Annotated in this window: 25 protein-coding genes and 1 pseudogene; 12 read left to right on the top strand and 14 right to left on the bottom strand. The window is 70.3% G+C overall.

From position 1 onward, the window contains the following. Nucleotides 1-178 precede the first annotated feature (178 nt). A complete protein-coding gene (locus BFN33_RS45495; protein ID WP_069766106.1) occupies nt 179-625 on the top strand; it encodes a Rieske (2Fe-2S) protein in 447 nt (148 codons plus the stop codon). Nucleotides 626-629: 4 nt separating this feature from the next. Here the strand turns inward: BFN33_RS45495 and BFN33_RS45490 are convergent, their stop codons facing one another. Then, nucleotides 630-1,280 carry a cysteine hydrolase family protein gene (locus BFN33_RS45490; RefSeq protein ID WP_069766105.1) on the bottom strand — a complete coding sequence of 217 codons (651 nt, stop codon included), beginning with the start codon at nt 1,278-1,280 and terminating at the stop codon, nt 630-632. Between the two features lie 139 nt (nt 1,281-1,419). On the opposite strand from BFN33_RS45490, the gene BFN33_RS45485 reads away from it, so the two are divergent. Then, entirely contained in the window at nt 1,420-1,887 is a 468-nt protein-coding gene (locus BFN33_RS45485; RefSeq protein ID WP_057610529.1) for a pyridoxamine 5'-phosphate oxidase family protein, read from the top strand. A gap of 46 nt (nt 1,888-1,933) precedes the next feature. Here BFN33_RS45485 and BFN33_RS45480 read toward each other — a convergent pair whose 3' ends face one another. Then, nucleotides 1,934-2,836 (bottom strand): LysR family transcriptional regulator, encoded by a 903-nt coding sequence (locus tag BFN33_RS45480; RefSeq protein ID WP_057610528.1) that lies wholly within the window; start codon nt 2,834-2,836, stop codon nt 1,934-1,936. A 74-nt stretch (nt 2,837-2,910) separates the two neighbouring features. Here BFN33_RS45480 and BFN33_RS50920 point away from each other — a divergent pair, with 74 nt between their 5' ends. After that, a complete protein-coding gene (locus tag BFN33_RS50920) occupies nt 2,911-3,984 on the top strand; it encodes a DMT family transporter (protein WP_176742639.1) in 1,074 nt (357 codons plus the stop codon). Here the strand turns inward: BFN33_RS50920 and BFN33_RS45465 are convergent. Then, nucleotides 3,962-5,191: pseudogene (locus tag BFN33_RS45465) on the bottom strand (aminotransferase class I/II-fold pyridoxal phosphate-dependent enzyme); the annotation flags it as partial. The gene BFN33_RS50920 and the pseudogene BFN33_RS45465 overlap by 23 nt on opposite strands. A 35-nt stretch (nt 5,192-5,226) precedes the next feature. On the opposite strand from BFN33_RS45465, the gene BFN33_RS45460 reads away from it, so the two are divergent. Continuing rightward, entirely contained in the window at nt 5,227-5,910 is a 684-nt protein-coding gene (locus BFN33_RS45460; RefSeq protein WP_069766101.1) for a pyridoxamine 5'-phosphate oxidase family protein, read from the top strand. Beyond that, entirely contained in the window at nt 5,910-6,542 is a 633-nt protein-coding gene (locus BFN33_RS45455; RefSeq protein ID WP_069766100.1) for an FMN-binding negative transcriptional regulator, read from the top strand. The genes BFN33_RS45460 and BFN33_RS45455 overlap by 1 nt, the downstream gene beginning before the upstream one ends. A 38-nt stretch (nt 6,543-6,580) precedes the next feature. On the opposite strand, the gene BFN33_RS45450 is transcribed toward BFN33_RS45455, so the two are convergent. The 3 genes from BFN33_RS45450 to BFN33_RS45440 form a co-directional block, all read right to left on the bottom strand. After that, nucleotides 6,581-7,492 (bottom strand): DMT family transporter, encoded by a 912-nt coding sequence (locus BFN33_RS45450; RefSeq protein WP_069766099.1) that lies wholly within the window; start codon nt 7,490-7,492, stop codon nt 6,581-6,583. Nucleotides 7,493-7,684: 192 nt separating this feature from the next. Next, nucleotides 7,685-8,680: a DMT family transporter gene (locus tag BFN33_RS45445; RefSeq protein WP_069766098.1), complete on the bottom strand. Its 996-nt coding sequence runs from the start codon at nt 8,678-8,680 to the stop codon at nt 7,685-7,687. 52 nt (nt 8,681-8,732) lie between these two features. Next, on the bottom strand, nt 8,733-9,299 hold the full coding sequence (locus BFN33_RS45440) for a Clp protease N-terminal domain-containing protein (protein WP_069766097.1): 567 nt from the start codon (nt 9,297-9,299) through the stop codon (nt 8,733-8,735). A gap of 371 nt (nt 9,300-9,670) precedes the next feature. Here BFN33_RS45440 and BFN33_RS45435 point away from each other — a divergent pair, with 371 nt between their 5' ends. Next, nucleotides 9,671-10,099: an SRPBCC family protein gene (locus BFN33_RS45435; RefSeq protein WP_069766096.1), complete on the top strand. Its 429-nt coding sequence runs from the start codon at nt 9,671-9,673 to the stop codon at nt 10,097-10,099. Between the two features lie 135 nt (nt 10,100-10,234). Here BFN33_RS45435 and BFN33_RS45430 read toward each other — a convergent pair whose 3' ends face one another. Further along, nucleotides 10,235-10,861 (bottom strand): PadR family transcriptional regulator, encoded by a 627-nt coding sequence (locus BFN33_RS45430; RefSeq protein ID WP_079141365.1) that lies wholly within the window; start codon nt 10,859-10,861, stop codon nt 10,235-10,237. A gap of 704 nt (nt 10,862-11,565) precedes the next feature. Between BFN33_RS45430 and BFN33_RS45425 the strand changes: the two genes are divergently transcribed. Next, nucleotides 11,566-11,871: a nuclear transport factor 2 family protein gene (locus BFN33_RS45425; protein ID WP_256123049.1), complete on the top strand. Its 306-nt coding sequence runs from the start codon at nt 11,566-11,568 to the stop codon at nt 11,869-11,871. A gap of 132 nt (nt 11,872-12,003) precedes the next feature. Here BFN33_RS45425 and BFN33_RS45420 read toward each other — a convergent pair whose 3' ends face one another. Beyond that, nucleotides 12,004-12,894, bottom strand: coding sequence for an alpha/beta hydrolase (locus BFN33_RS45420; RefSeq protein WP_069766094.1), 891 nt, complete (start codon nt 12,892-12,894; stop codon nt 12,004-12,006). Nucleotides 12,895-13,077: 183 nt separating this feature from the next. On the opposite strand from BFN33_RS45420, the gene BFN33_RS45415 reads away from it, so the two are divergent. Beyond that, nucleotides 13,078-13,890 carry a PhzF family phenazine biosynthesis protein gene (locus BFN33_RS45415; RefSeq protein ID WP_069766093.1) on the top strand — a complete coding sequence of 271 codons (813 nt, stop codon included), beginning with the start codon at nt 13,078-13,080 and terminating at the stop codon, nt 13,888-13,890. Here BFN33_RS45415 and BFN33_RS45410 read toward each other — a convergent pair whose 3' ends face one another. Next, nucleotides 13,891-14,691, bottom strand: a complete 801-nt coding sequence (locus BFN33_RS45410) for a CPBP family intramembrane glutamic endopeptidase (RefSeq protein ID WP_069766092.1) — start codon at nt 14,689-14,691, stop codon at nt 13,891-13,893. 187 nt (nt 14,692-14,878) lie between these two features. Here BFN33_RS45410 and BFN33_RS45405 point away from each other — a divergent pair, with 187 nt between their 5' ends. Continuing rightward, nucleotides 14,879-16,660: a substrate-binding and VWA domain-containing protein gene (locus BFN33_RS45405; protein ID WP_069766091.1), complete on the top strand. Its 1,782-nt coding sequence runs from the start codon at nt 14,879-14,881 to the stop codon at nt 16,658-16,660. A gap of 21 nt (nt 16,661-16,681) precedes the next feature. Here BFN33_RS45405 and BFN33_RS45400 read toward each other — a convergent pair whose 3' ends face one another. Next, nucleotides 16,682-18,199 (bottom strand): glutamate-cysteine ligase family protein, encoded by a 1,518-nt coding sequence (locus tag BFN33_RS45400; RefSeq protein WP_069766090.1) that lies wholly within the window; start codon nt 18,197-18,199, stop codon nt 16,682-16,684. 525 nt (nt 18,200-18,724) lie between these two features. On the opposite strand from BFN33_RS45400, the gene BFN33_RS45395 reads away from it, so the two are divergent. The 3 genes from BFN33_RS45395 (at nt 18,725) to BFN33_RS45385 (ending at nt 21,090) form a co-directional block, all read left to right on the top strand. Continuing rightward, nucleotides 18,725-19,291 (top strand): hypothetical protein, encoded by a 567-nt coding sequence (locus tag BFN33_RS45395; RefSeq protein ID WP_069766089.1) that lies wholly within the window; start codon nt 18,725-18,727, stop codon nt 19,289-19,291. 388 nt (nt 19,292-19,679) lie between these two features. Further along, nucleotides 19,680-19,874, top strand: a complete 195-nt coding sequence (locus tag BFN33_RS45390; protein ID WP_057610513.1) for a DUF5999 family protein — start codon at nt 19,680-19,682, stop codon at nt 19,872-19,874. A 178-nt stretch (nt 19,875-20,052) separates the two neighbouring features. Further along, the gene (locus BFN33_RS45385; RefSeq protein WP_069766088.1) at nt 20,053-21,090 is read left to right on the top strand and encodes a LacI family DNA-binding transcriptional regulator; all 1,038 of its coding nucleotides are present in this window, start codon (nt 20,053-20,055) and stop codon (nt 21,088-21,090) included. A 979-nt stretch (nt 21,091-22,069) separates the two neighbouring features. On the opposite strand, the gene BFN33_RS45380 is transcribed toward BFN33_RS45385, so the two are convergent. From BFN33_RS45380 to BFN33_RS45365, 4 genes are all read right to left on the bottom strand, one after another. Then, a complete protein-coding gene (locus BFN33_RS45380) occupies nt 22,070-23,104 on the bottom strand; it encodes an endo-1,4-beta-xylanase (RefSeq protein WP_069766087.1) in 1,035 nt (344 codons plus the stop codon). A 54-nt stretch (nt 23,105-23,158) separates the two neighbouring features. Beyond that, nucleotides 23,159-23,923 carry a carbohydrate ABC transporter permease gene (locus BFN33_RS45375; RefSeq protein ID WP_370743385.1) on the bottom strand — a complete coding sequence of 255 codons (765 nt, stop codon included), beginning with the start codon at nt 23,921-23,923 and terminating at the stop codon, nt 23,159-23,161. A 65-nt stretch (nt 23,924-23,988) separates the two neighbouring features. Further along, nucleotides 23,989-24,987 (bottom strand): carbohydrate ABC transporter permease, encoded by a 999-nt coding sequence (locus tag BFN33_RS45370; protein ID WP_069766085.1) that lies wholly within the window; start codon nt 24,985-24,987, stop codon nt 23,989-23,991. A 6-nt stretch (nt 24,988-24,993) separates the two neighbouring features. Continuing rightward, nucleotides 24,994-26,289: an extracellular solute-binding protein gene (locus BFN33_RS45365; RefSeq protein WP_069766084.1), complete on the bottom strand. Its 1,296-nt coding sequence runs from the start codon at nt 26,287-26,289 to the stop codon at nt 24,994-24,996. Between the last annotated feature and the right edge of the window lie 614 nt (nt 26,290-26,903).

Below are 26,903 nucleotides of genomic sequence, written 5' to 3'. Positions count from 1 at the left end.
GCGGTCGTCGGCCTCGACGAGCCCCGGCAGCGAGCCGCCCTCGCGCAGAGGCGTGATGTAGCGGGTCGCGATGGCTTCCTCGAGCATCGCCCCAGGTTACTGGGGGGTGTCTGAACAACGGGCACTCCGGGGCCGTACCTCAGGACAGTTCAAGGATTCCGTGGAAGGGGACGTCAGAATGGCCAGCGAATCGATTCATCCCGCATCGGCCCCCAGTCGCCGGGTCGTCGTGGCGGCGGTCGGCGCGGCAGGACTCGCCCTCACCCTGAACGCGTGCGGGTCGGAGGACGACTCCTCCTCGTCGTCGTCCTCCTCGTCGTCGGACACTGCCGCCGGCGGCAGTGTCCTCGCGAAGACCTCGGACATCCCCGAGGGCGGCGGCAAGATCTTCAAGGACTCGGGCGTGGTGGTCACCCAGCCCACGGCGGGCGAGTTCAAGGCGTTCTCGTCGAAGTGCACCCACCAGGGGTGTGCGGTGACGGGCATCACCAACGGGGTCATCACCTGTCCGTGCCACAAGAGCGAGTTCTCGGTGACCGACGGCAGTGTGAAGAAGGGGCCGGCGACCCAGCCGCTGCCCGAGGAGAAGATCACCGTCAGCGGCGACTCGATCTCACTCGCATGAGAGGTCAGACGCGCCCGGGGCGGCGGGGTCGTCCCAGACAGGTCAGCATCTCGTCCGTGGTGGCGAGGGTGGCCACCAGGGCGAGCGTGTGACGGATCATCGCCGGGGTGTAGTCGGAGGGCACCCCGGCGATGGCGTCCGTCGCCACCACGGCGCTGTAGCCGCGGTTCACGGCGTCGAACACGGCGTTCGGGACGGCCACGTTGGCGGAGACTCCGGTCACCACCAGGGTGCGGCAGCCGAGGTTGCGCAGGAGCGCGTCGACCTCGGTGCCCTGGATCGGCGACAGCCCGTGCAGGCGTCGTACGACGAAGTCCTCCTCGCTCACCTCGATCGGGGCCGCCACCCGCACCGCGATGGTCCCGGCCAGCTGCTGGACGGGCAGGCGTTCGGCGGCTCGGAAGAGGCGGGCGTTATGGTTGGCGCCGCGCCCGTCCGGACGGCGTTCGGCGATCGCGTGGATCACCTGGACCCCGTTCCCGTGCGCGGCGTCGACCAGTCGGGCGACGTTGGCGAGGGCACCCGAGGTCCGCGCCTCACGAGCGAGTTCGGGCAGCGCGCTCTCCGGCCCGACGACGCCCTGCTGGCATTCGACGGTGAGCAGGACAGTGCTCTCGGGAGCGAGGAGTTCGCTGAGTTGTTCGTACGACGGCACGGTTCCCCCTGGTCGCCGACGGCCCGGAGCCGGTGACAGTAGCCACCATTGCGTCGGGACGGAAGACGACCCATCCTTTTCTGACGTGATGTCAGAGGATCTCTCCTCTGACACGACGTGAGAGAAAGAGGGGGGACGCATGACCGTCACTCAGCGCCGCGGCCGGAAGATCATGATGACGCCGGGCGAGCTGGACGAGTTCCTGACCAGCCAGCGCACCTGCCGGGTCGCCACGGTCTCCGCCGACGGCGCTCCGCATGTGAGCACGCTCTGGTTCGCCTGGGACGGCACCTCGTTGTGGCTGTACTCCGTCGTGCGCAGCAAGCGCTGGACCGATCTGCGCCGCGATCCACGGGTCGCGATCGTGGTCGACACGGGCGAGGAGTACGACGAGCTGCAGGGCGTGGAGTTGTCCGGGACGGTGGACTTCGTGGGCGAGGCTCCGCGCACCGGAGAGCTGCGCGCGGAACTCGACGTCCCGGAGACGCTGTTCGCCCGCAAGAACTTCCGCCTGGAGGAGATGCCGCACGACGGCCGGCACGCCTGGATACGGCTGACCCCCGAGAAGATCGTCTCCTGGGACTTCCGCAAGCTGGGCCCGGCGTAGGGCTGTCCGGCGGACGAGACCGACTGCGGGCGGAGAGAAACGCCGCTCAAACGGCCTTCACCGCCGCCGACTTCAGTGCCTCGACCGCCGCCCGGATCGACGGGCGGCGGTCGGCGTCCGCGCGCCACACCGCGTAGATGTGCCGGCTCACCGACTGCCGTACGGGCACGGTCCGCACGCCCTCCGGGATCGGCCCGCGCCCGAGCCGGGGTGCCACGCACACGCCGAGTCCGGCATCGACCAGGGCGAGTTGGGTCGGATGCTCCTCCGCGCGGTGCGCGACGCGGGGTTCGATGCCCTTGGAGCGGAGGGTGTGCATCAGCCACTCGTGGCAGAACTCGCTCTCTCCCCAGGTGACCCAGTCGTCGTCCGCGAAGTCCTCCAGGTCGACCTCGCTCCGGTGCGCGTGGCGGTGGGTCGCGGGCATCGCCACGTCGGCCGTGTCGTCGACGATCGAGGCCTTCACGAGCCCGTCGGGCATGGGCAGCGGCTTGTTGTACCAGTCCAGGACGACCGCGAGGTCGTAGTCACCGCGGATCACGGCGAGGACCGCCGATTCCGGCTCCATCTCGCTCGAACTGATCCGCAGGCCCGGATGTGCCGAGCGCAGGCCCGCGAGCGCGCCCGGGAACAGTCCGCGTGCGGCGGTCGGGAACGCGGCGAGCCTCAACTCCCCCACCACCTGGCCGCGTTGGGCCTCCAGGTCGGACTGGGCGAGTTCCACCTGGGACAGGATGCGTGCCGCGTGGTCGGCCAGGAGCCGGCCGGCGTCGGTGAGCCGCACCCCACGGCCGTTCTTGGCGAGGAGCTGCTGGCCGACCTCGCGCTCCAGCTTGGACATCTGCTGCGAGACGGCAGAGGTCGTGATGTGCAGGCCCTCGGCGGCACCGCTGACCGAGCCGTGCCGGGCGAGGGCGTCGAGGGTGCGCAGGCGCTCCAGGTTCAACATGTAAGCAATACTACGAGATATCTCGCTCAAAAACTCGCTTGTACTACGAGATCGTGTGCCGGATCGTGGCCGTCATGACCACCGCGACCGTTACCGCAGCCCCGCCGCGGGCCACCCGCCGCCCCGCCCTCGACTGGCGTCTGCGCTTCGGCGTCCTCTCGCTGATCTGGGGGTTCAGCTTTCTGCTCATCAAGGTGGGCACCGAGGGGTACGCGCCCTTCCAGGTCACGCTCGGGCGGCTGGTGTTCGGGACGCTGGTGCTCGCGGCGGCGATGACGGTGCGGCGGGAGCGGCTCCCTCGTGGGGTGCGGACATGGACCCATCTGGCGGTCGCGGGGTTCCTGCTCAACGCGCTGCCGTTCTCGCTCTTCGCCTACGCGGAGTTGACGATCCCGTCCACGCTGGCGGGGATCTGCAACGCGACCTCGCCGCTGTGGGGGATGGTTCTGTCCGTGGTCGCGCTGTCCGAGGACCGGCCCACGCGCGTGCGGGTCGCCGGGCTCGGGCTCGGGTTCCTGGGGGTGCTGACGGTTCTGGGGGCCTGGCAGGGGTTCAGCGGCCTGGACGGCAGGGGGACGGCGATGGCTCTGCTGGCCTCGCTCAGCTATCCGATCGGGTGGATCTACGTGCGTCGGACGCTGGCCGGTGCCGGGTACTCCCACATATCCCTGATGGGGGCGCAGTTGCTGTTGGCCACGGTTCAACTGGCGGCCGTCACTTCGCTGTTCTCCGGGATACCCACCCATGTCGATGTGCTGCCGTTGCTGGCGATCGCGGCGCTGGGCGCGCTGGGGACGGGGCTGGCGCTGCTGCTCCAGTACGGGCTGGTCGCCGAAGTGGGGCCGACCACCGCGCAGATGGTCACGTACTTCATTCCGGTCATCGCCACGGGAGCGGGGGTCGCGGTGCTCGGCGAGTCGTTGAGCTCGTCGACGCCCGTGGGCGCGGTGATCGTGCTTGCGGGGGCAGCGCTCACTCAGGTGCGGTTTCCCGCGCCCACCCGTGAAGCAGGTCACCTTCCCCTTAGACATGACTCCGGGTCGGTGACGGACCCAAGGCCCTCGCGATCGCGTCCGCCAGGTGGGGCACCTCCGTCGTCGCCAACGTCGCCACGGTCACGCGGATCCCCTGCGGTGCGCTCATTCTGAAGCGGGCGCCCGGGGCCACGGCCCACCCCGCGTGCAGCAGGCGGGACACCGCGCCCGTCTCGTCCGGGACCGGGATCCATACGTTCAGGCCGCTGCGGCCGTGGGCCTCGACTCCGCGTTCCGCGAGTGCGCCGATCAGCCGGTCGCGGCGCTCGCGGTACGCCGCCGCCACCTCCGCCGTGTCCAGTACGCCCTCGGCCCACAGCTGCACCACCGCCCGCTGGGTGATGCGGCTGACCCAGCCGGGGCCCAGCCGGTGGCGGCCGTGGACGCGGTCGACGGTGACCGCGTCGCCGGTGAGGACGGCCAGGCGCAGATCGGGGCCGTAGGCCTTGGCCACCGAGCGGACGAAGGCCCAGTGGCGGGTGACTCCGGCCAGGGGGTGCAGGGGCAGGTCGACGATGCCGTGGCCGTGGTCGTCCTCGATGAGGAGGGCGTCCAGGTGATCCTCGAGGACCGCGCGCAGGGCACGCGCACGCGTGGCGGTCACCGAGGCACCGGTCGGGTTCTGGGCCCGGTCGGTGATGATCAGGGCGCGGGCGCCCGACTCCAGGGCCGTGCGAACGTCATCGGCGCGGGGGCCCTCGTCGTCCACACCCACCGGGGCGACGCGCAGCCCGAGTGCCGGGACCAGGTCGAGGAGGCTGCCCCAGCCGGGGTCCTCCACCGCGACCGTGTCACCCGGCTTGAGGTGGGCGGCCAGGACGCGCTCGATCACGTCCAGGGAGCCGGAGGCGACGGCGAGAGGGCCCGCCGGAACGCCGTCCGCATCCAGCGCCTCCCGCGCCAGGCGCGCGAGCTCCGGGTCCACGGTCGCCTCTCCGTACAGGACCGGCTCCCGGTCGCCCTGTTCCGCGGCGGCGGCGAAGGCCGGCGCCAGCGGGGGCAGCAGCGCCGGGTCCGGGTTGCCGTTCGCCACGTCCCGCACGCCCTCCGGGACCTCCACCCGGATGTAGTCGCGTCCCGTGGTGGCCGGCTTCGACCGGACCCGACTGCCCCTTCGCCCGGCGGTCTCGATGACCCCGCGCTCACGCAGGGTGCGGTAGGCGGCCGCGACCGTATTGGGATTCACCCCGAGCTCCACCGCCAACTCCCGCATGGGAGGCAGCAGTTGCCCCGGAGCCAGCCCCCCGGCACCCACAGCGCTCTCGACGCTCGCCGCAATCTCCGATGCACGTCGGCCTTCGATCCGATATTCTCCTAGCACAAAGAAGATTATGCACTAGTGCAATGGAGATCGCAATGCAGGGGACCACCGCGACCACGCCGGAGCCGACCGCCTACGCGCCGACCGACCGCACCGTCCCGACGCGCTCCCCCAATCGGGCCTCGTACGACAGGGAACTGGTGCACTCGATACTCGACGAGGGCTATGTCTGCCACCTCGGCTTCGTCCGCGACGGCGCCCCGGTGGTCCTGCCCACGCTGTACGGCCGGGTGGGTGAGCGGCTCTACGTCCACGGCTCGACGGGTTCGCGCCCGCTGCGGATGACCGGCCAGGCCGACCCGGGACTGCCGGTCTGCCTGACGGTCACGCACGTCGACGCGCTGATCCTGGCCCGCTCGGCCTTCCACCACTCGATGAACTACCGGTCCGTGGTGGTGCACGGACTCGCGTACGACGTCACGGACCCCGAGGAGAAGCGCCTCGCCCTCGACGCGCTGGTCGACCATGTGGTGCCGGGTCGCGCTCTCGACTCCCGCCCCGCCAACAAGAAGGAACTGGCCGCCACCGCCGTCATCCGCCTCGACCTCGACGAGGTCTCCGCCAAGCTCCGCACCGGCGGGGTCAACGACGAGCCGGAGGACCTCGCCCTCCCCCACTGGGCCGGTGTGGTCCCGCTGCGCAAGGGCTACGGCACCCCGGTCGCCGACGACGGCCTGGCCCCCGGCACCGAGGTCCCGGACTACCTGGCGGTCCTGTGATGCTGATCCATCCCTGGGACGCGGCCCGCGACGACACCGAGTGGCAGCAGTGGCTGTCCGTCCACGACTTCGGGCAGCTCGCCGTCAACGGACCTGCGGGCGAGCCCCCGTTCGTCCAGCCGCTGCATTTCGCCTACGACCCCTCGCGGGGCGAGGTCCTGACACACCTCGCCCGGCCCAATCCACTGTGGGGCGCACTGGAGGCGAGCCCGGACGTCGTACTGAGCGTGGTCGACGACTACGCGTACGTCCCGGGCCCGTGGCAGGCCGACCCGGACGTTCCGTCCGAACACGGCACGCCCACGAGCTTCTACGCGGCGGTCCAACTGCGGTGCCGGGCCCACGTGGTGGACGACCCTGCCGAGAAGGCCGTGCTCCTGAACCACCAGATCGGTCACTTCCAGCCGGAGGGCGGCACCGCGCGGGTGGCGGCGGACGAGGTGCCGTTCGGGAGGCAGCTGTCGGGGATTCGCGGGCTGCGGCTCGAAGTGACCGGTGTGCGGGCGAAGTTCAAGTACGCCGGCAAGCGGACGGCTCAGGTGCAGGACCGGATCGCGGACGGGCTGGCGGACCGGAACGGCCCCGGGGACGCGGCGGCGCGCGAGCATCTGCTGCGGCGGCAGCAGGCCTGAGCGAGGGGGCCCTTCGGACAGAAGGGCCCCTCGGTTCGTCATGCGGGCACACGCGCCTCCGTCACCGCGAGCCCCGCGACCGCGCCCAGCATCAGCAAGGTGCCGAGCACGGTGGTCCAAGTGAGGCGCTCGCCGAACAGCAGGACGGCCGGCACCGCCGCGCTCACCGGTTCGAGCAGCATGATCACGGAGACGGTCGTGGAGCGGACGACCGCGGCGGCCGCGAAGTAGAGGGCGTAGGCGAGAGCCGTGGGGACGGTCGCCAAGTAGACCAACAGGACCAGGAGCAGGGCTGGTCGGGCCGTGTGCGGGACCAGGCCCTCGGCCTGCGCGAGGGGCAGCAGGCAGAGGCCGGCGACCGCGAACACCCCGACGGACGTTCCGGAGGACTCCGCCCGGGCCGCGCGCGTGATCAGGGTCATCACACAGCAGCCGGCCGCCGAGAGCAGCCCGAGCAACACACCCAGGGGACGGACGGAAGCCTCCGCGCCGCCCAGCGTCAGCACCAGGAGTCCGGCGAGGGCTCCGGCGACGGCGACGACTCCGCTGCGCCCGAGCCGCTCCCCCAGGGCGCATCGTGCCCCGAGCGCGATGAGTACGGGGCCGGCGCCGAGGGTGACGACGGTGGCCACGGCGAGCCCGGTGGACCGTACGGCGGCGAAGTAGGCGGTCTGGAACACCGCGAGACCCACGCCCGACGCGCCGACCCGCAGGGCCTTGCGGCCGAGCGGTTCCGAGACGGCCGTACGCGCGCGTGGCCGCACGGGACGGACGGCGAGCAGCACCGCCAGACCGGCCGTGCAGCGCCAGAAGGACAGGGCCACCGGGCCCAGGTCACTGATCCGGTAGGCCAGCGTGGCGACCGCACCCGCGGTGCCCCAGGTGGTACCGGCGACGATCAGATAGATGAGGCCTCGCCCGACGGGCAGGCCTGAAGAAGCATGCGACACGTGTTCTCTCCGCAGATGCGCCGAGGCGCGGAAGTTCGGAAGAGGACACCCGCTCGGTGGCGGGGTCCGCGGACTTCGTCTGCGGGCAGCACCGTTCAGCCCGGCGGCATGGCCGGGCGTGGTCTCCGGAGGGCCCGCCTCAGGCGGCCGGCGGAGAAACGATCAACGTGCGCGTGTGCATGAACCGGGAGCCTAGGCGGCGTTCTCCCGGGCGGACAACCGACTTTCGGCGCCACCGGTCGCGACCGGTTCCACGGAACCCTTGGCCGGGGTCGACGACTGCGCGATGAAGGCGCCGAGCAGGACCACCGCGCCACCCACGATCTGCGGCGCCGAAAGGTGTTCACCGAGCAGCACCCAGGCGAGGACGGTCGCGACGACCGCTTCGAGACAGGCCACGACCCCGGCTATCGCCGGTGAGAGCCTGCGCACCGACACCACACCGGTGACGTAGGCGAGGACGGTGGCGATCAGCACGATCCAGCCGAGCAGCAGGCCGGCCGCGACCGGGGTGCCGTTCATGTCGGCGCGCTGCGCGAGGACGGAGAAGTCCATCGTCCAGGGGCGGGCCACGACGGTCAGGACGGCGGTCCCGACGAGAAGGCCGTACGCGATCACGCCGAGCGGATCGGGGACCTCGCCGGAGTCGCTGCCCTGGTCGGACAGGACGAAGTAGCCGACCTGGCAGCAGGCGGCGCCGAGCGCGAGGAGCAGTCCGAGAGCGTCGAAACTCAGACCCGACCAGACCTCGACGACGCACGCGAGCCCGCCCACGGCGAGGACCACGCCGAGCGCGGCGGCACGGGTGACGGGCCGTCGCTGCACGAACCGCACCCAGCCGAGCACCAGGGCGGGGGCGAGGTACTCGACGAGCAGGGCGACACCGACGGGGATGCGGGAGATCGAGGCGAAATAGAAGGCCTGCACGCCGGCCACGCCGAGCAGCCCGAAGCCGGCGAGCAGGGCGGGACGGCTGCGCAGCAGCGCGCGGTGGCGGACGGCGAGCGGCAGCATCACCAGGGCGGCGCCCGCCACCCTCAGCCACACCACGTGCAGCGGATCGAGGCCCGCCTCGATCAACGGCTTGGCCGCCACCCCTGATCCGCCGAAGGCGAGCGCGGACACCAGCGCGAGACCGAGTCCGACGCCCTTGCCCTCACTGGCCCTGCTGCTCTCAGACGTATGCACCGGCCTATGATGACAGGGCAGGACATGAGCGTCACCCCCGATGACTCCTGTCTCAGCGGCTGGACCGTGGCGGGCCGCCCCACAGTCCTCCGGGCAGGCGGTCGTCGATCCGCGCGGACACGGCACGGGCGTCCATTCCCGCCCGGGTCAGCACCTCGACGGCCCGCGACTCGGGGTCCACCAGGATCGCCGCGAGCAGATCGATCCCGCGGGCGGGTCCGTCGGCGCGGCGCTCGGCCCTTGCGCAGGCGTATTCCATCGCGCCCGCGGCGAGCGGTGAGAGTCCCTCGGCCGTCGTCACCGCGGGAACGGCGCCGGAGTCCTCCACGGTGCCCTGCCAGCGCAGTCCGTAGCCGATGCTGCGCTGCACGAGATAGCCGAGGAGCCTCGGCAACTGGGGTTCCGCGTCGAAGACGGCGTACGCCTCGGCGTCGGCGTCCAGGAGTGAGTGCAGCAGATGGGCCGTGTCGATCTGCCGGTCCCCGTCCCGCAGCGCGCGCCTGCGGGCACCGGAGACCACCGCTGTCAGTTCCGCGCTGAGCCTGACATCGCCGTCCGGACTGACCGGCGGCGGGCCGCTCTGTTCGCGGGCCGACTGCCGGGGGATACGGGGGTGCACATCCCCCACCTCATCAGCCCCACCGCATCGGGTCATCCCCGAGGGGAAGCATCTTCGCGTCCCACGGAGAGCGGACCCCGCAGCCGGAATCTCCTCCTTACGGATGAGATCAAACCTTTCCGCCCCGGTCGACGTCCGCCGCCCCGTCGTGCGCCCTGGGGGACGCGCTGCTCGCCGACCCGTTCTGGGAAGCGTGGCACTGCCACGACGAGAGCGCGTTCCCGCGCGCGTGGGACCTGTTCGACGCGGCGGTGATACGACAGGTGGACTGAACGCGCCTCCGCGTTTTCTGACGGTTCATCAGTATTGAATGTTGCGCCCCCTGCGGCTACTTTCCGCGACACCACAGCCCGACACGAAGAGGTGGCCGCATGGCGGAAATCAGCGCGGAGGCACGCATTTCGGCACCCGCGGAGAAGGTCTGGGCCCAGCTCACCGACTGGTCCGCGCACGGGGAGTGGAACGCGACCCACACCAGCTTCCCCAAGGGCGGCCCGACGGTTCTCGAACCGGGCGGAACCTTCCAGGAGAACATGAAGCTGATGGGCTTCCCCGCCGAGGTCGAATGGACCATCGACCAGGTGGAGCCTGCCCGGCTGTTCGCCATCCGGGGCAAGGGCCCGATGGCGGTGAGCGTGGCCACGCGCTACACCCTGACCCCCGACGGCGACGCCACCACGGTCCGCATCGACGGCGAGTTCACGGGCGCCGCCGTCTCCTTGATGGCGGGCAAGCTGAAGGACTCGGGGACGGCCGCACTGAACGAGTCGCTGCGGAAGCTGGCCGGACTGGTGGAGTGAGCGCCGCCCAAGTGAGCCCGCACAAGCGCGCCCCGTACAAGGGAGTGCTGCCCATGTGCGCCGCCCACAGGAAGGCGCCCCGCGGATCGCTCCACGGGGCGCCTTCTGATCGCCTCACGACTGCCCGGCGCTGCCTCAGTCCTCATCGGCGAGGATGAGGTACAGCTTCTTGCGGGTCTCGTTGATGACGGCCAGCGCCTTCTCGCGCTGTTCCTTGCTGCCGGTCTTCCAGACCTGACCGAAGGCCTCCATCAGACCGAAGCCGGCCTGCCGGATCTCACCGAGCGCCTCGAAGTCGATGCCACGGGAGGCTTCCTCCCAAGGCGCGTCGGGGCCCTCGTCGGCCGCGGTACGGCCGGCCTCGGTGAGGGCGAACAGCTTCTTGCCGCCCTCGCTCTCACTGGCGATCAGCCCCTCGTCCTCCAGTAGCTGGAGGGTGGGGTACACCGAGCCGGGACTGGGCTTCCACGCCCCGCCGCTGCGCTCGGCGATCTCCTGGATCATCTCGTAACCGTGCATGGGCCGGTCCTTGAGCAGGGCCAGGATCGAGGCCCGCACGTCACCGCGCCGCGCCCTCCCCCTGGGTCCGCCCCGACCACCCCTCGGCCCCCAGGGCCCGGGGCCGAAGCCCGGCCCTCCGAAGCCGGGGCCACCAGGACCGCCCGGACCGAAGGGCCCGAAGGCACCCCGCAGGCTCTCGGGGCCACCACGGCCCCTACGACCGGCTCCACCATGTCCACGCTCGAATCCGTGGGAACGCATCGCAATCACTCCATTCCATCGTTGATCTGTCGCGATGCTTCAACGATATATCGGAACCGATCGCATGGCAAGGCCCTCGGGCAGGGCGGCGTCACGTGGGGATGCTGGAAACCGCGCTCCACGAACCGGACATCAGCGCGTCAGGTTCACTCCGGCGACGGTCCCGCCGAGGCCTTGATGGCCGGCCGGAGCAACGCGGCGATGCGATCGGCCGGGACCTCACACAGCGAGGCCCCGGCCGAGGAGCTGATGGCCGCTGGTGACGCCCAGCAACGCGGTGACCCGCCACGGCGCGGATGGTGGTGCGCTCGAACCGTTCCTGAAGACTGAGCAGGAGCGAGCCCCAGCCAGCCGCACGCCCCGAACGGTCTTGAGCGCTCCCCCACTGCCCGAACGGCGTGGGAGGTGCCCCCAGATCCCCGGCGTACTCGACCCCGGGGCGGCGACACACATCCTGTGCGTGGTCCAAGCCCGGGAGGCCAGTGCTCTGAGCGGCCTGGCCAGGTGAGTACGGCGTTACTCCGCACGACCCAAGGCGCCGCAAGCCCAGAAGCCGACGATCACACGATCGAGCTAACTCGACCTCACGCACACTCCGCGGCCAACAGTTACCAACCCCTTCTCGGCGAACAGCTCCCGCGCACGGTCGTGGTGGCACCCTACGCTGACTGGGTCAACAAGTGTTGAGCGAAGGGACGACTCCCGTGTCACCTCTGGACACACCTGCCGCTCGCACCCCTCGCGAGGTGCTGACCTGCTACTACCAGGCCATGCTCGACAAGTCCCCGGACGATCTCGCCGATCTCTACGCCACGGAGGCGGTGCACGAGTTCCCGTTCACCTCTCCCGGCTTCCCCGCGCGCTTCGAGGGACGCGAGGCCGTGCGCGCGGGATACCGGGCGGCCTGGGGCGCCTCCCCCGCCGAGGTGCAGGAGGTCCGGAGGGTCGCCGCCTACGAGACCGCCGATCCGGAGGTGATCATCGCCGAGCATGCCGTGAGGGGAACGTGACCACCAAAGCCACCACGTTCACCGTTCCGGGTCTCCTGATACTCCACGTCCGCGACGGACTGATCACACGAGTCCGCGACTACATGGACAGCGCAGGAGTCGCTGCCGCCAGAGTCTGAAAGGACAGCAAGGTCACCTCAGTGCGTCGCGCAACGCGGTGGCCATCAGATCGATGGCTTCCTTTCCGGACGGCACCGGGCCGGTGTGGGTGAAGTAGTGGTCGACGCCTTCGAAGACGCGGTGGGTGACCGGGACGCCGGCGGCCTCCAGGGCCTTGGCGTAGGCGTCCCCCTCGTCGCGCAGGCGGTCGTTCTCCGCGGTGATGACCAGGGCGGGAGGAAGCCCCGCGAGGTCGTCGGCGAGGCCGGGCGAGGCGAGGGGGCGGGCACGGTCGGCGGGATCGGGCACATAGGCGGCGGTGAAGATCCGCATGAGCTGCGGAGTGAGCAGCGGCTTGGCGACGAGGGACCGCTTGGTGGCCGGATCGGCGACCTGGTCCAGCGGTGCCGAGTCGAGGATCTGGAGCCGGGGCGTGAAGGCGCCGCTTTCCCTCGCCAGGCGGCAGACCGCGGCGGTCAGGTTGGCCCCGGCACTGTGTCCGCCCACGGCGAGCCGCGAACCGTCCCAGCCACCGGCGGCGCCGTTCTCGGCGACCCACGCTGTGACGTCGTAGGCCTGGGTGACGGGCGTGGGGAACGGCCGCTGCGGCGCGACCGAGTAGTCGACGTTGATCACGACGCAGCCGGCCGTGGCGGCTATGTAGCGGCAGATGTGGTCGTCCTGCTCCGGCCGGGCGACCACGAACCCGCCGCCGTGGAAGTTGACGTACACGGGTGCGGGGGTGTCCGTGGCGGCCGGCGGACGGTAGACGGTGCACGTCACCGGTCCGGCACCGGTCTCCACCCGAAGGCTCTCGGTCCGCGCCGGGACGTCGGTGAAGCGCAGGTCCTTGTGTACGCGGGACATCACGCGACCGAGCAGGAGCTGGATCCCTCTGGCCTGGATTCGGGGGCTGAACGCCATGACTGAACACCCATCGCTACAAGGTTAAAATAACAGGTTTCCTGATAATGAGTGTTTGCCGCCGAGAGCGCAATGGGCAGAGGGCCACTCCCCCGACGTGATCCCGGTCCCGGCACGGGAAACAGTCCAGCGACCCGAAATTGGCCTTGTCCGGGCCGCGAGATCACCTCGTACCGTCGGACCATGCGCATCCGAATCGTCGACGCCTTCACCGCCCGCCCCTTCACCGGCAACCCGGCCGGCGTCCTGCTCCTGGACGACGCCTTCCCGGACGACAACCGGCTCCAGGACATCGCCCTGGAGGTCAACCACGCCGAGACGGCCTTCGCTCACCGGCTCCCCGGGGACGACGAGGCCGACTGGGCGCTGCGTTGGTTCACGCCGGCCACCGAAGTGAACATGTGCGGCCACGCGACGCTCGCCACGGCCCACGTCCTGTACAGCACGGGTGCCCACGAGGGACCGGTGCGGTTCGCCACCCGCAGCGGAGTCCTCGTCGCGACACGGGGCGAGGACGGCTCGATCACCCTGGACTTCCCGACGGCCCCGCTCACCCCCGTCGAACTTCCCGAGGGGATCACCGAGGCGCTGGGCGCCGAACCGCTCACCGCCTTCGACACCGGCCCGAACATCGGTGACCTGCTGCTCGAACTGGCCGACGAGAAGACCGTCCACGCCCTGCGCCCCGACTTCAAGGCCCTGACCGCCCATTCGGAGCGCGGCGTCATAGCCACCGCCCGCGCCGAGAACCCGGACCTGGGCTACGACTTCGTCTCCCGCTGCTTCTTCCCGAACGTCGGCATCGACGAGGACCCGGTCACCGGCAGCGCGCACACCGCTCTGGCCCCCTACTGGTCGGAGCGTCTCGGCCGTACGGATCTCACGGGACTGCAGGCCTCGCCGCGCTCCGGCCGGGTCCGCACCGGGCTGCGCGGCGGGCGCACGCTGCTGACGGGCAGCGCGGTCACGGTCATCGAGGGCGAGCTGCTCGCCTGATCACGCGGTCGGCAGCCAGCCCACCTTCCCCGCGAGGAGCGCGTAGCCCACGAACGCCCCGATGTCGAGCAGGGAATGCGCCACCACCAGGGGACCCACGCGCCCCCACCGGCGGTACAGGTAGACGAACACCACGCCCATCACCATGTTGCCGATGAAGCCGCCGACGCCCTGGTAGAGGTGGTAACTGCCACGCAGTACGGAACTGGCCACCAGCGCGGTGCCCGGGGTCCAGCCCAACTGGTGGAGCCGGCGCAGCAGATAGCCGACGACGATCACCTCTTCGAGGATCGCGTTCTGCATCGCCGACAGGATCAGCACGGGGTACTTCCACCACACGTCGGGCAGCGCCTCGGGCACCACGGTGAGGTTGAAACCCAGACCACGCGCGGCCAGATAGAAGGCGATACCGGTGCTGCCGATCACGGCCGCGACCCCGGCCCCCCGGGCGAGGTCGAACCCGGGCCGGGTGCGGTCGAAGCCGAGGGTCCTGAGGCTCTGCCCCTCGCGCAGCAGCAGGTGCGCGACGAGCAGCACGGGCACCAGGGCCGACGCGATCCCGAAGAGCTGCCAGGCGAGATCCAGCCAGGGACGGCCCGGCGCGGCCGAGGCGTTGAGGGTCGCCGCCTGGTCCTTGAGACCCCCTGGTTTGGTGACCGACCCGACAAAACTGATCAGCGCGGACACACCACTCGCACCGAGCGAAAGCCCCAGAACGAGCAGCGTCTCGTCACGGAAAAATCTCCGCGAGAGCGCCTTCTGCGGGAAAGAATCGGCCACTGCCCCTTCCTCCGCCTGCACACCTGCCTCCAGTTGACTAATCCAGCCTCATCCCTATCCCCGCCCCGCTAGGGTCCTTCGAAAGAAATGACGAAGATCGTGCGCAAGGCCGTCGGGGGGACGGACGCCGTACGGGGGCGTGCCTCCCTCTTTCCTGCCACACACGGCCGTGCCGGCACGGAGATCGACAGGGGAGGGCACCACCGCCATGGGACGTCACAGCTTGCCCGATCAGTATGGGGCGGGCGGCAGCGACCCCCGCCCACGCGCACGCCGCCGTACCGTGGCCATCGCGACGGTGCTCGTCCTGACCGTCGCCGGCGGTACGGCCGCCGCCGTGCAGGGCGGTCTGCTCTCCTTCGGCTCCTCCTGCCGGGACGAGGCGGTACGGCTCGAGCTCGCCGCCTCCCCCGACATCGCCCCCGCCCTGCGTAGCGCCGCCGAGCGGGCCCGCGACGAGAACCTCACCTCCGACGGACGCTGCGTCGACATCACGGTGACCGCGCGCGAGTCGTACAAGGTCAGGGACACGCTCGCGACCGGCAAGGACCCCGGCGCGCAGGTGTGGGTGCCGGACTCGGACGTGTGGATGGAGCAGATCTCCGCGAACAGCGACGCGACGGAGGTGGCCCGGGTCGGCAACGTGGCCTCCAGCCCGGTCGGGATGGCGATGGTTCCGACCGCCGCGAAGTCGCTGGGCTGGCCGAAGAAGACGTACGGCTGGCTCGAACTGGCGGGCGCCACCCTCCAGGACGAGTCCCTCAAGCTGGGCGCCGCCGACCCCGCGCGCAGCGCGACCGGTCTGCTCGCCCTCACCCGGCTCACCAGTGCGGCGGGCGCGGCCGCGGGCGGGGAGACTCGGGCCGCGGCCATGATGAAGGCGCTCTCGCAGCGCATCTCCGACAGCGACGGCCAGCTCGTGGAGACGCTGCCGCAGGACTCCTCGGGCACCGAGCAGGGCAATCCGAAGCGCAATCAGGCGCTGGTCCTCTCCGAGCAGGCGGCCTTCGCCCGGAACTCCTCGGCGGAGTCCGGGGACGGTCTGGACTTCTTCTATCCCAAGGACGGCTCACCGCGGCTGGACTACCCCTATGCCCTGGTCGACGAGACACGGCTGACCACCGACGAGAGCCGCGCGGCGATCCGCTTCATGACCTACCTGCGCAAGCCCGAGCAGGAACAGCTGCTCACGGACCAGGGGTTCCGCACCTCCGACGACCAGGTGTCGAAGACGCTGGTCGCGAAGGCCGGTGGCGAGGTGCCGCAGCCGTATACGGAACCGGCCGGGGAGCCCGCCTCGGCTGCGGCACTGCAGGAGGCCCTCGGCACCTGGACGATCACCGTGCAGAGTGCGCGGATCACCACGGTCGTGGACGCGTCCTCCTCCATGTCGGAGGCCGTGCCGGGCACCGGCCGCTCCCGGATGGACGTCACCAAGGCGTCCCTCCTCCAGGCCCTCGCGACCTTCACCCAGGAGGACGAGATCGGCCTGTGGGAGTTCTCCACCAAGCTCGACGGCGACAAGGACTACAAGGTCCTGGTGCCGACGGACCGGCTGGGCGACAGCACGGACGCGGCCGGCACCCAGCGCGAGCGGCTGTCGGCGGCGTTCGGCGGCCTGGAGCCGGTGCCGGGCGGAGCGACGGGGTTGTACGACACCACGCTCGCCGCGTACAAGGCGGCGACCTCCTCCTACGCCGAGGGCAAGTTCAACGCGCTGGTCGTCCTGACCGACGGCGTCAACCAGGACCCCGGCAGCATCTCGCGTGGAGCGCTGGTCTCCGAACTGGAGAAACTCTCCAGCCCCGAACGCCCGGTACCCCTGATCGTGATCGCGGTGGGCCCCGACGCCGACCGCGCGGAGGCCGAGCAGCTCGCCGAGGCCACCGGTGGCTCCGGCCAGCAGGTCAACGACCCGGCCCAGATCCACACGGTGATCCTGAAGGCGATCGTGGCCGCGGGCGCCCAGGGCGGCAGCGCCGGCGACTGACTCCGCGCATCGCCGGGGCCCTCACCCCAGCGGCACCGGCTCCGGCAGCCCCACCGGCCAGGTGTGCACCGGCTCTCCCTGGTGCATCAGCTCGCCGTACCGCCGTGTCGTGGCCGCCAGTGCCGCGTCCCGGGACAGTCCCGCCTCCAGTGCCCGGTGGAACGTCGCCGTCTGCCAGGACGCCCCGTTGGTCCGGCGTCGGCACCGCTCCTCGATCACCCCGAGGTAGAGGTCCCGGTCGGCGGGCTCGACGCCCCACCCGGCGAGGCCCGCGTCGGCGAGCGGCAGCAGTTCGTCGCGTACGAGGGTCACCGCGTCGACCTCGACCGTGCCGCCGTGGCGAGAGCGCCGGGGCCAGACCATGCGCGCGTCGATGCCGTACCGGCAGGCCGCGTCGAAGTTGGCCGCGGCCGCCTCGAAGGGAAGCCTGGTCCACACCGGCCGCGGCTCCTCGGCGAGGGCGCGGACGAGGCCGTAGTAGAAGGCCGCGTTGGCGATGACGTCCGTGATGGTGGGGCCGGCGGGCAGCACGCGGTTCTCGACGCGCAGGTGCGGGACGCCGTCGGCGATGCCGTAGACGGGCCGGTTCCAGCGGTACACCGTGCCGTTGTGCAGGACGAGTTCGGCGAGGGAGGGCACTCCACCCTGGTCGAGGACCTCCAGCGGGTCCTCCTCGTCGCAGATCGGCAGCAGGGCCGGGAAGTAGCGCAGGTTCTCCTCGAAGAGGTCGTACGCCGAGGAGATCCACCGCTCCCCGAACCATGTGCGCGGCCGCACCCCCTGGGCCTGCAGCTCGGGCGGACGGGTGTCCGTGGACTGCTGGAAGAGCGGCGGGCGGGACTCGCACCACAGCTCGCGCCCGAAGAGGAAGGGCGAGTTGGCGCCCACGGCTATCTGCACGCCGGCCACCGCCTGCGCGGCGTTCCACACGTCGGCGAAACGTCCCGGCGTGACCTGGAGGTGCAGTTGCACGGAGGTGCAGGCCGCCTCCGGGGCGATCGACTTCGAGGTGCAGGTGAGGCGTTCCACGCCGTCGATGTCGAGGACGAAGTCCTCACCGCGGGCGGCCACGATCTGGTCGTTGAGCAGGGTGTAGCGGTCGACGTCGGACAGGTTGGAGGAGACCAGGTCGTCCCGGTCGAGGGTGGGCAGAATGCCGATCATCACGATTCCCGCGTCGACCTCGCCCGCTTTACGGTCGGCATACGCCAGCGAGGTCCGGAGTTCCTCGGCGAGCCGGTCGAATACCCTGCCGCCCAACCGGTGTGGGGCTATGTTGACTTCCAGGTTGAACATGGCGAGTTCTGTTTGGAAATCTCGGCTTGCGATGCGTTCGAGGACCTCTCCATTCAGCATTCTCGGCATACCGTCGGTGCCGACCAGATTCAATTCGATCTCCAGCCCCATCAGGTTCTGGGGACGATCGAACCGCTGCTCCGCCAGGAGCCGCTCCAGCCCCGTCACGCACCTGCGGAGCTTGTCGCGGTAGCGCTGGCGATCGGACAGGTCGAACTGCCCTGCCACGACCTTCTCCCCCATCGAAGGGTCCCTCCTCGATGCGTCATGAGTCAGGTGGGATGATGCCCAGCCGGAACGATCGGTAACGTCCCGCGTCGGCCCCGAGCGCGCTACCCTGTCGGAAGTGACCGGTGGCACATTCACTCGGCATGGAGCACTCAGCAGTTTCAAGTGCCCCGAAGAACTCGTGAAAAACGCCGACGAAAATTGGCCGACCACTTCCGGAGCATTTTCCGAGGTCACCGCCGCGGAGAGTCACGGTATCGGGATCATTCTCGCGTATCGCCGACCGAATGGCCCCTTGCCCCGCGCGTTGGAAGCGGCTAGACGAAACACTGTCTGAACACATGTCGTATAAACTTCGCGAACAAGGCAGAGGGTTGGCACCCGTGGTCCTGGATCCTGCCGTCAGGTGACGTGCCGCAGTCCTCACCCGCACCCGCGTCACCGGACCCCGGCCCCCGCCTCTCTGACCTTCGTGAGCTGACAGCGCCGTCCGCCCCCGCCCTCGCGCCACCGTGCCTGTCGAATGAGAGGCGACCCACCATGCCGCTGCATGTCCTCCCGGCTCCCGCCCCAGCACTTCGTTCCGTCCTCACCGCACTCGCCTCGCCCACCGCGGTCCGCGAGGCCCGGACCCCCTCCCTGCTCCGCGCCCAGGGACCTGTCACACCCGAGCTGCCCCTACCCGTACACGTCCTGGACGGCACCGCCACCCGGCTGACCGGGTGGCGTTTCCTGATCCGCTGCGGTGAGCGCTCGGTGGCCGCGGCCGAGACCATGCTGACCCCCGACGGCTGGGCCTTCTCGCACTTCTTCGAGGGCCCCTACATCGCGTCCACCGAGCGGGCACTGCGGCAGGCGGAGGTGATGCAGCAGCCGTATCAGCCGCGCCTGCTGTCGATCCCGGGCCTGTACATGCTCGCGTTGTGGTTGCACGGCGACTGCGCGGCGGACGCAGGCACAGGCCGCCTCGCCGCCACCGACCTGCTCGTCCCGCTGGCACCGGCTCCGCCCGGCATCGCCGCCCACCGCCCGCACCGGGCAGCCGAACTGCTCCCGGTACTGGCCCATCGGGTGACTCCGGCCCCACTGCTGGGCTCACCCGCCTGAATCCACGTCCGCGCGCACGCCCACGCCCCTCGTACCCCGCCCCGAATTCCGGGTAGCGGGGTACGGCTTTGTTTCCGGTGCCATTAGGGTCGTAGACAATCCCCAGGGATCACACAGAAGACCATTTGCTCGTACGAGCGCACAATTGCTCGGACGAGCCGAACTCGGGCCCGACTCCAGGTGGACTAGCCCTATCCGGCCACTGCGAACCATCCGAAGTGACAGTGCAGTTGGGATGAACCGTCCGGCCGGGTGACGCGTCTCCAACCTGTGAAGAAGTGGTGATGCGAAATACCTGCGGATTGACGCCCGTAGGGCAACACTGGGTTCCGACTGAGTTATCGCAACGGGGGACGTCATGACCACAACACAGCGAAAGATCCCACCAATGTGCCAGCACCAGCCGCCGTGTCCCACCGCCGCCTCCGCCGACCGGGAGTCCGCCCGCCTCGTGGCGCACCACCCGGAACAGGGCTGGAGCCTGCTGTGCAACGGCGTTCTGCTCTTCGAGGACACCGGTGAGCTCCTGCCCGACGGCCGGGTCATCGCGCCGCACCGCCCGCTCGCGGTGGCGGCCGCCTGAGAACGCCCGGGCGGACGCCGTACCGCCCGGAGAACTGAGGGGCCGGCTCGCAGCGGCTGTCCGCGCACCGGCCCCGACGCATGTCCCACGGCGATCACTCCCTGTGACGCCTTGTGTATGACCCCACTTTTCCGGAAGACTCCTGGAAGTTTCGAGGCTTTGACGCGGAGGTGGGCAAGTGACAGCAGGCAAGGCCGGCGCCGAGCCCCGGGGCAGGGTCACCATCACGGAGATCGCCCGGCAGGCCGGAGTCTCGGTGCCGACGGTGTCCCGGGTGGTCAACGGCCGGTCGGACGTGTCCCCGCACACCCGCGCCCGCGTCGAGGAGCTGCTCCAGCAGTACGGCTACCGCAAGCGCCCCGCGGCCCCCGGCACCCGCGCCGCCCTGCTCGACCTGGTCTTCAACGACCTCGACAGCCCCTGGGCCGTGGAGATCATCCGCGGTGTCGAGGAGGTCGCCCACGCGGAGGGCGTCGGCACCGTCGTCTCCGCGATCCACGGCCGCTCGGGCACCGCACGCGAGTGGATGCGAAATCTGCGCGCCCGCGCCTCCGACGGGGTCGTCCTCGTCACCTCGGCGCTGGACACGGTCCTCCACGACGAGCTGCGCGCCTTGGGCGTCCCGCTGGTGGTCGTCGACCCGGCCGGGTCCCCCGCGCTGGACGCCCCCACCATCGGCGCCGCCAACTGGTCGGGAGGGCTCGCGGCCACCGAGCACCTGCTGTCGCTGGGGCACCGCAGGATCGGTTTGATCGCGGGGCCGCCCCGGCTGCTGTGCTCGCGGGCCCGCTACGACGGCTACCGCGCCGCACTCGAGGGTGCCGGGCTCACCTTCGACGAGTCCCTGGTCGTACCCGGCGACTTCCACCCGGAGTCCGGCTTCGCCGGCTGCGAGAAGCTCCTCGAGCTGCCCGAGCCGCCGACCGCCGTCTTCGCGGCCAGCGACCAGATGGCCCTCGGTGCGGTCGAGGCGCTGAGGAGACGCGGGCTGAGGGTGCCGCAGGACATGAGCCTGGTGGGTTTCGACGACCTTCCGGAAGTCCGCTGGTCGGCACCCCCACTGACCACCGTGCGCCAGCCCCTCGCCGACATGGGCAAGCTGGCCGTCCGCACGGTCCTCAAACTGGCCCGAGGCGAACGCCCGGACTCACCACGAGTGGAGCTGGGCACGGAGCTGGTGGTGCGCTCGAGCACCGCCCCACCGACCATCCACTGACGCCCCACGGCCGGTCCGACGGATCAGGCGACCATCCCGACAGACACGAGACCTGCCCATCCGCACCACCGGCCATCCCCATACGGGTCCAGCCCATCCGGTCGGTCGAGCCGCTGTCCGGGCAGGCATGAGCACGCCTGCCCGTCCCCGCACCACCAGCCGTCCGCATATGGGTCCAGCCGGTCCGGCGGATCAGGCGGCCATCCCGGCAGACACGAGCATGCCTGCCAGCCCCGTACCACCGGCCATCCCCGTACGGGTCCAGCCCGTCCGATCGGCCGAGCCGCCGTCCCGGCAGGCATGAGCACGCCTGCCCGTCCCCGCACCACCAGCCGTCCGCATATGGGTCCAGCCGGTCCGGCGGATCAGGCGGCCATCCCGGCAGACACGAGCATGCCTGCCAGCCCCGCACCACCGGCCATCCCCATAAGGGTCCAGCCCGTCCGATCGGCCGAGCCGCCGTCCCGGCAGGCATGAGCACCCCCGCCCGTCCCCGCACCACCAACCATCCGCATATGGGTCCAGCCGGACGGCGGATCAGGCAGCCATCCGGGCAGACACGAGCACGCCTGCCAGCCCCGCACCACCGGCCATCCCCGCACGGGTCCAGCCCGTCCGTTGGGTCGAGCCGCTGTCCCGGCACGCCTGCCCGGCCCCGCACCACCGGCCGGACCCGCTGGGCACCCCTCGGGCGCACCGCCCGAGGCCACCCGCGCCCTGGCGATGCAGCGCCTGCTGCGGAGAGAGGCTCCGAGGGAGGCGGGTCGGGAGCTTGGCCCGCCGCCGACCCATGGGTGGTGGTCGGCGTCCCGGGCCGGCCCACCACCGCCAACCGCTGCACGAGGCGGCCGAGCGGCCCGAGCCGGCCACCGGCGCACCCCATCGAGCCACCGCGTCGCCCGGAGCGCGCTTCTCCGGCCAGGGCCCGACGGAAGCGCACCGCCGAGTCGACGGGAGTCGCGTAGGCCCCCGCCGTCCCCTACTTCAGCGCCGCCCGGATCGCGTAGTACGCCGGCTTCGGCTGGAGCTGCTCGTCCCAGGGCAGCGCGGCCCCCTGGCCCTCGAAGAAGGCGGGGATCCAGCTGTACTTGTCGGTGTAGTCCCAGATGGTGATCCCGACACACCGGCGCACCGCGAGACAGGCGTCGGTCAAGTCGGCGTACCACTGCGCCTGTTGGGCCAGCTTCTCCTCGGTCGCGGGCAGGATCATCCGGATGTCGACCTCGGTGAGCGCGGTGTCGAGGCCCAGCTTGGAGAAGCGGCGGAGGTTGTCCTCCAGCGTGGTCGGATAGCCGTACTGGAGCGCCAGGTGGGTCTGGAGACCGATGCCGTCGAGCGGGACGCCCTGCGCCTTCAGCTCCTTGGCCAGGGTGTAGTAGGCGTCGCTCTTCGCCCCGATCCCCTCGATGTTGTAGTCGTTGAGGTAGAGCTTGACCTTGGGATCGGCCTGGCGGGCCCAGCGCAGCGCGTCGGCGATGTAGCCGGGGCCGAGGGTCTTGTAGAAGACGGTCTCGCGGTAGGTGCCGTCCTCGTTGAACGCCTCGTTGACGACGTCCCACGCGAAGACCTTGCCCCGGTAGTGCCGCACCTCGGTCTGGATGTGCTTCTTCAGCACGGGCCTCAGCTCAGACGCCGTCCACTCGCGCGAGGTGATCCAGTCGGGCAACTGGCTGTGCCACACGAGGGTGTGCCCGCGCACCTTCTGGTGGTTCGCGCGGGCGAGGTTCACGATCTCGTCGCCGTTGGTCCAGTCGAAGACCCCCTGCTCGGGTTCGGTGGCGTACCACTTCATGCCGTTGCCCGGCGTGATCTGGTCGAACTCGCTGCCGAGGATCTTCTTGTACGGCCCGTCGACGAGTTCGGGGTTGTCGGTCGCGCTGCCGAAGTAGCGGCCGTGGCGCTGCGCGAGGTCGGCGAGAGTGGACGGTTTGCCGTGGGCCTGGGCGGTGGGAGCGGCGGCCGCGACCACCACTGCGGCCAGGACGCCGGCGAGTCTGAGACGGTTCTTGTGCATGGTGCGACTCCTCACGTGCGGGCGGGGTGAGCCGTACTTTTCGAAGCGCCGGGGTCAGCCCTTCGTGGCACCGGCGGTGAGGCCGCCGACGAGCTGGCGCTCAGCGACCGAGTAGAAGGCGAGGGCGGGAACCATCGCCAGGACGAGATAGGCGAAGACGCGGGCGTACTCCGCGGAGTACTGGCCCTGGAACTGCTGCACACCGATGGGAAGCGTCCACCACGTGTTGTCGGTGAACACGAGCAGCGGCAGCATGAAGTTGTTCCAGCTGGTCACGACGGCGAGCACCGAGACGGTTCCGAGCGCGGGCCGTGCCATCGGCAGCAGGACGCGCCAGAAGAACGCGAACGGGCTGCACCCGTCGAGAGTGGCCGCCTCCTCCAGCTCACCGGGGATCTCCCGGAAGAAGGCGCGCAGGATGATGATCGTCATCGGCAGCCCGAAGGCGGCCTGCGGCAGGATCACGCCCAGCGGGTTGTCCAGCAGGCCGAGCGAGCGCAGCAACAGGAACAGCGGGAGCACCGCCACCGCGAAGGGGAACATCAGCCCCATCGTGAAGAGCGTGAACAGCGCCTCCCGCCCCCGGAAGGCGAACCGCGCGAAGGAGAACGCGGCCAGCGCCGACGCGGCGACCACCAGCACCGTCGTACCGACCGCGATCAGCGTGCTGCTGCCGAGCAGCCGCCAGAAGTCACCGCCGGCCAGGATGTCGGTGTAGTTGCTGGTCAGCCAGTGCTTCGGCAGCCCGAAGGGGTTGCTGGAGAGCTCGTCGGTGGACTTGAAGCCGGACAGGACGGCGTACACCAGGGGTACGACCATCACCGCGCCGACGGCGACGAGTATCACGTGCAGGGGCAGGGTCCGTGCGGTGGTCTTGCGGGCGGTCACTTGCCGTCCCCCCTCATCGTCGTGGTGGCACCTTCGAGGTCGCGGCGGAGCACGAACCGCTGGTAGGCGAGGGCGAAGACGAGGCAGATGCCGAACATGACCACGCTGATCGCGCTGGCGTAGCCGACCTGGTAGCGCTTGAACCCGTACTGGAACATGGTCACGGCCATGGTCTCGGAGTGGTGGTCGGGGCCGCCCTGGGTGACCACCCACACCAGGTCGAAGAGCTGGATCGAACCGATCACGGACAGGAAGATGCTGATCCGCAGGGTGGGCGCGAGCAGCGGCAGGGTGACGTTGCGGAACCGCTGCCAGGCGCCGGCGCCGTCGATGAGGGCCGCCTCGGTCAACTCCCTTGGAATGGACTGGAGTCCGGCCAGGTAGAGCATCATGTGGAAGCCGAAGTACTTCCACATCATGACCAGGAAGAGCGTCGCCATGACGTAGGAGGGATCGGCGAACCACAGCCCGCCCACGCCGTCCAGGCCGACCGCGCCGAAGATGTGGTCGGCGAGTCCCGAGTCCGGGGCGAAGACCATGCTGAACAGCACGCCGGTGATCGCCTCGGACAGGACGTAGGGCGCGAAGAAGAGCATCCGGTAGACGGCTCTGCCGCGCAGCTTCTGGTTGAGGAGGACCGCCATGGCGAGCGCGAACGGCAGTTGGAACGCGAGGGACAGCACGACCAGGACCAGGCAGCGCCACAGGTCGCCCAGGAAGACCGGGTTGTCGAAGAGCTGGGTGAAGTTGTCCGTGCCGACGTAGTCGGAGGGCATGCCGAAGCCGCCCCACCGGAAGAACGCGGCGTACAGCGCGAACAGCATCGGCAGCAGGACCATGCCGATGAACAGCACCAGGGCGGGCAGTTGGAAACCGACCGCGGTCAGCCAGTGCAGTACGCGCCGTCGGCCCCGCCCCCGGGCCCTGACCGATTCCGGGGGCGGGAGATCGGTGCCCGGACCGCTCCGCTTGTCTGCGAGGAACGTGGAGGTCATCGCGGGCTACTGCTCTTCCTTCGCGGTCTGCGTGATCGACTGGGTGACCTGTTCCGGGGACTTGGAGCCGGCGATCAGCGCGGCCACACTGTCGTTGACCTCCTGGCCCACGGCGGGCGCGTACGCCTGGTCGAGGTAGAGCTGGAAGCCGGTGGCGGCCTTCAACTGCGCCTGGACGAGCTTGAGGTTGGGGTCGGTCATGGCCTTCTCCGCGTTCGGGAGCACGGGAAGGATGCTGGTCTTCTTGACCAGTTCCAGCTCGGTGGCCTCGGAGGCGAAGAACTTCAGGAAGTCGACCGCCTCCTGCGGGGCACCCCGGCGCAGGGCGTGTCCGCCGCCTCCGCCGAACACCTCGGTGATGGCGCCCTTGCCGCCCTCGACCGCGGGGAACGGGAAGAAGCCCAGGTCGTTGCCGAGCCCCTTGCCGGAGTCGGCCTCCACGGACGGAGCCCACTGGCCCATGAGTTCCATGGCCGCCTTGCCGTTGCCCACGGCGGCCGCCTGGCCGGTGGGGGTGGAGTAGGCGGCGTTGAGGAACCCCTTCTGGAAGGGCTGCAGGTCCACGAGTTCCTTGAGGTGCCGACCGGCCTCGACGAACCCGGCGGTGGTGAAGTCCTTGTCCTCACTGGCCTTCTGGAGGGCGTCGATGCCGGCGGTGCGCATCGCGAGGTAGGCCCAGTAGTACATGCCGGGCCACTTCTCCTTGCCCGCGAGGGCGATGGGCGTGATGTTCTTGGACTTCAGCTTGCTCACGGCCTCCAGGAACCCGCCCCAGGTGGTGGGCGGCTCGCTGACGCCGGCCTGCTGGAAGAGCTTCTTGTTGTACCAGAAGCCGATCATGCCCATGTCGAACGGGATGCCGTAGACCTTGTCGTCGAGGATGTACGGCTCCTTGGTGACCTTCAGCAGACCGTCGGCCCACGGCTTGGTCCGGTCGGTCAGATCCTCGACGAGCCCCGCGTCGACCTGCTGCTTGAGGACGCCGCCGCCCCAGGTGTGGAAGATGTCGGGGAGCTTCCCGGAGGCGGTCAGCGCCGTCATCTTCGACTTGTAGGCGTCGTTCTCCAGCTGGACGATCTTTATCTTGACCTTGGGGTTCGCGGCCTCGAACTTCTTGGCGAGGGCCGCCCAGACACTCTTCGCCGGCTCGGTGGTGGAGATGTTCCACCACTCCACCGTGGTCGTCCCGTCGGACGATCCTCCGCCCGAGTCGCCGCCGCAGCCGGTCAGTGTCGTCATGCCCAGACCGGCCGCGGCGGATGCCGCCAGAAAGCCACGGCGGGACAGTGCCGGGTCGCCCATGATGCGCTCCTTGGGTACGGGACGGAGCCGTCCTTGTCCGTCCTGCGGTCCGAAAGTTTCGGAGTTGATCCAGAAAGCTTCGCTGCTGCCGCACCCTAGAGACAGCTGCCAAACCGTGGCAACCCCTTGTGCACAGGGAATGTTGAGGAGTCGAACCAGTCGATGGCCACGGAACCCTGGCCGGCGTCCATGCCGATCGCCCGGCCGGTGAATTCCGCAGGCCACCTGCGTGGGGTGACGGCGGCCGTCGGGTGCGGCCGAGGGGACACTGCCGACGCCGGGGCCGAGCAGGTCGGGGACGCCAATGCGCAGCTTCTCCGGGCTCATTGAGAAGGGCAGGCCGCCGTGCGGATCTCGACGGTCAGAGCGGGCGGAGCGGCTCCTCCTCGACGTCGTGGTGCTGGGCCCTGATCCACGCGGACGGACCGGCCGACGCAGCCGTTCGCGGTGTGCGGGGCCAGGTGTCCGGGGCGGTCAGTGAGCGACCATGGGCCGGCGAACCGCTGCACGGGAGGATTCCGTCGGGCGCCGACTCTCGGGCTTGAAGTCGTCGCGGGCCGGAGGGAGTTGGACGGGCGCCAGGGCGGATTCGTACGCCCCCTCGGCTACCGGGC

Source organism: Streptomyces sp. LUP47B, from assembly GCF_001746295.1.
Lineage (GTDB): Bacteria > Actinomycetota > Actinomycetes > Streptomycetales > Streptomycetaceae > Streptomyces.
The sequence above is the reverse complement of the archived record's forward strand: the minus strand, read 5'-3'. Positions and strand labels throughout refer to the sequence as shown.

What these genes read in the sequence shown, in the direction of transcription:
- BFN33_RS45430 (WP_079141365.1), bottom strand. Translation starts at nt 10,861, where the DNA reads ATGCGTTCCCACGGATTCGAGCGTGGACATGGTGGAGCCGGTCGTAGG.
- BFN33_RS45380 (WP_069766087.1), bottom strand. Translation starts at nt 23,104, where the DNA reads ATGCACAAGAACCGTCTCAGACTCGCCGGCGTCCTGGCCGCAGTGGTG.
- BFN33_RS45405 (WP_069766091.1), top strand. Translation starts at nt 14,879, where the DNA reads ATGGGACGTCACAGCTTGCCCGATCAGTATGGGGCGGGCGGCAGCGAC.
- BFN33_RS45365 (WP_069766084.1), bottom strand. Translation starts at nt 26,289, where the DNA reads ATGGGCGACCCGGCACTGTCCCGCCGTGGCTTTCTGGCGGCATCCGCC.
- BFN33_RS45435 (WP_069766096.1), top strand. Translation starts at nt 9,671, where the DNA reads ATGGCGGAAATCAGCGCGGAGGCACGCATTTCGGCACCCGCGGAGAAG.
- BFN33_RS45395 (WP_069766089.1), top strand. Translation starts at nt 18,725, where the DNA reads ATGCCGCTGCATGTCCTCCCGGCTCCCGCCCCAGCACTTCGTTCCGTC.
- BFN33_RS45420 (WP_069766094.1), bottom strand. Translation starts at nt 12,894, where the DNA reads ATGGCGTTCAGCCCCCGAATCCAGGCCAGAGGGATCCAGCTCCTGCTC.
- BFN33_RS45370 (WP_069766085.1), bottom strand. Translation starts at nt 24,987, where the DNA reads ATGACCTCCACGTTCCTCGCAGACAAGCGGAGCGGTCCGGGCACCGAT.
- BFN33_RS45480 (WP_057610528.1), bottom strand. Translation starts at nt 2,836, where the DNA reads ATGTTGAACCTGGAGCGCCTGCGCACCCTCGACGCCCTCGCCCGGCAC.
- BFN33_RS45455 (WP_069766100.1), top strand. Translation starts at nt 5,910, where the DNA reads ATGCTGATCCATCCCTGGGACGCGGCCCGCGACGACACCGAGTGGCAG.
- BFN33_RS45460 (WP_069766101.1), top strand. Translation starts at nt 5,227, where the DNA reads ATGCAGGGGACCACCGCGACCACGCCGGAGCCGACCGCCTACGCGCCG.
- BFN33_RS45495 (WP_069766106.1), top strand. Translation starts at nt 179, where the DNA reads ATGGCCAGCGAATCGATTCATCCCGCATCGGCCCCCAGTCGCCGGGTC.
- BFN33_RS50920 (WP_176742639.1), top strand. Translation starts at nt 2,911, where the DNA reads ATGACCACCGCGACCGTTACCGCAGCCCCGCCGCGGGCCACCCGCCGC.
- BFN33_RS45375 (WP_370743385.1), bottom strand. Translation starts at nt 23,923, where the DNA reads ATGGTCGTACCCCTGGTGTACGCCGTCCTGTCCGGCTTCAAGTCCACC.
- BFN33_RS45485 (WP_057610529.1), top strand. Translation starts at nt 1,420, where the DNA reads ATGACCGTCACTCAGCGCCGCGGCCGGAAGATCATGATGACGCCGGGC.
- BFN33_RS45415 (WP_069766093.1), top strand. Translation starts at nt 13,078, where the DNA reads ATGCGCATCCGAATCGTCGACGCCTTCACCGCCCGCCCCTTCACCGGC.
- BFN33_RS45400 (WP_069766090.1), bottom strand. Translation starts at nt 18,199, where the DNA reads ATGGGGGAGAAGGTCGTGGCAGGGCAGTTCGACCTGTCCGATCGCCAG.
- BFN33_RS45390 (WP_057610513.1), top strand. Translation starts at nt 19,680, where the DNA reads ATGTGCCAGCACCAGCCGCCGTGTCCCACCGCCGCCTCCGCCGACCGG.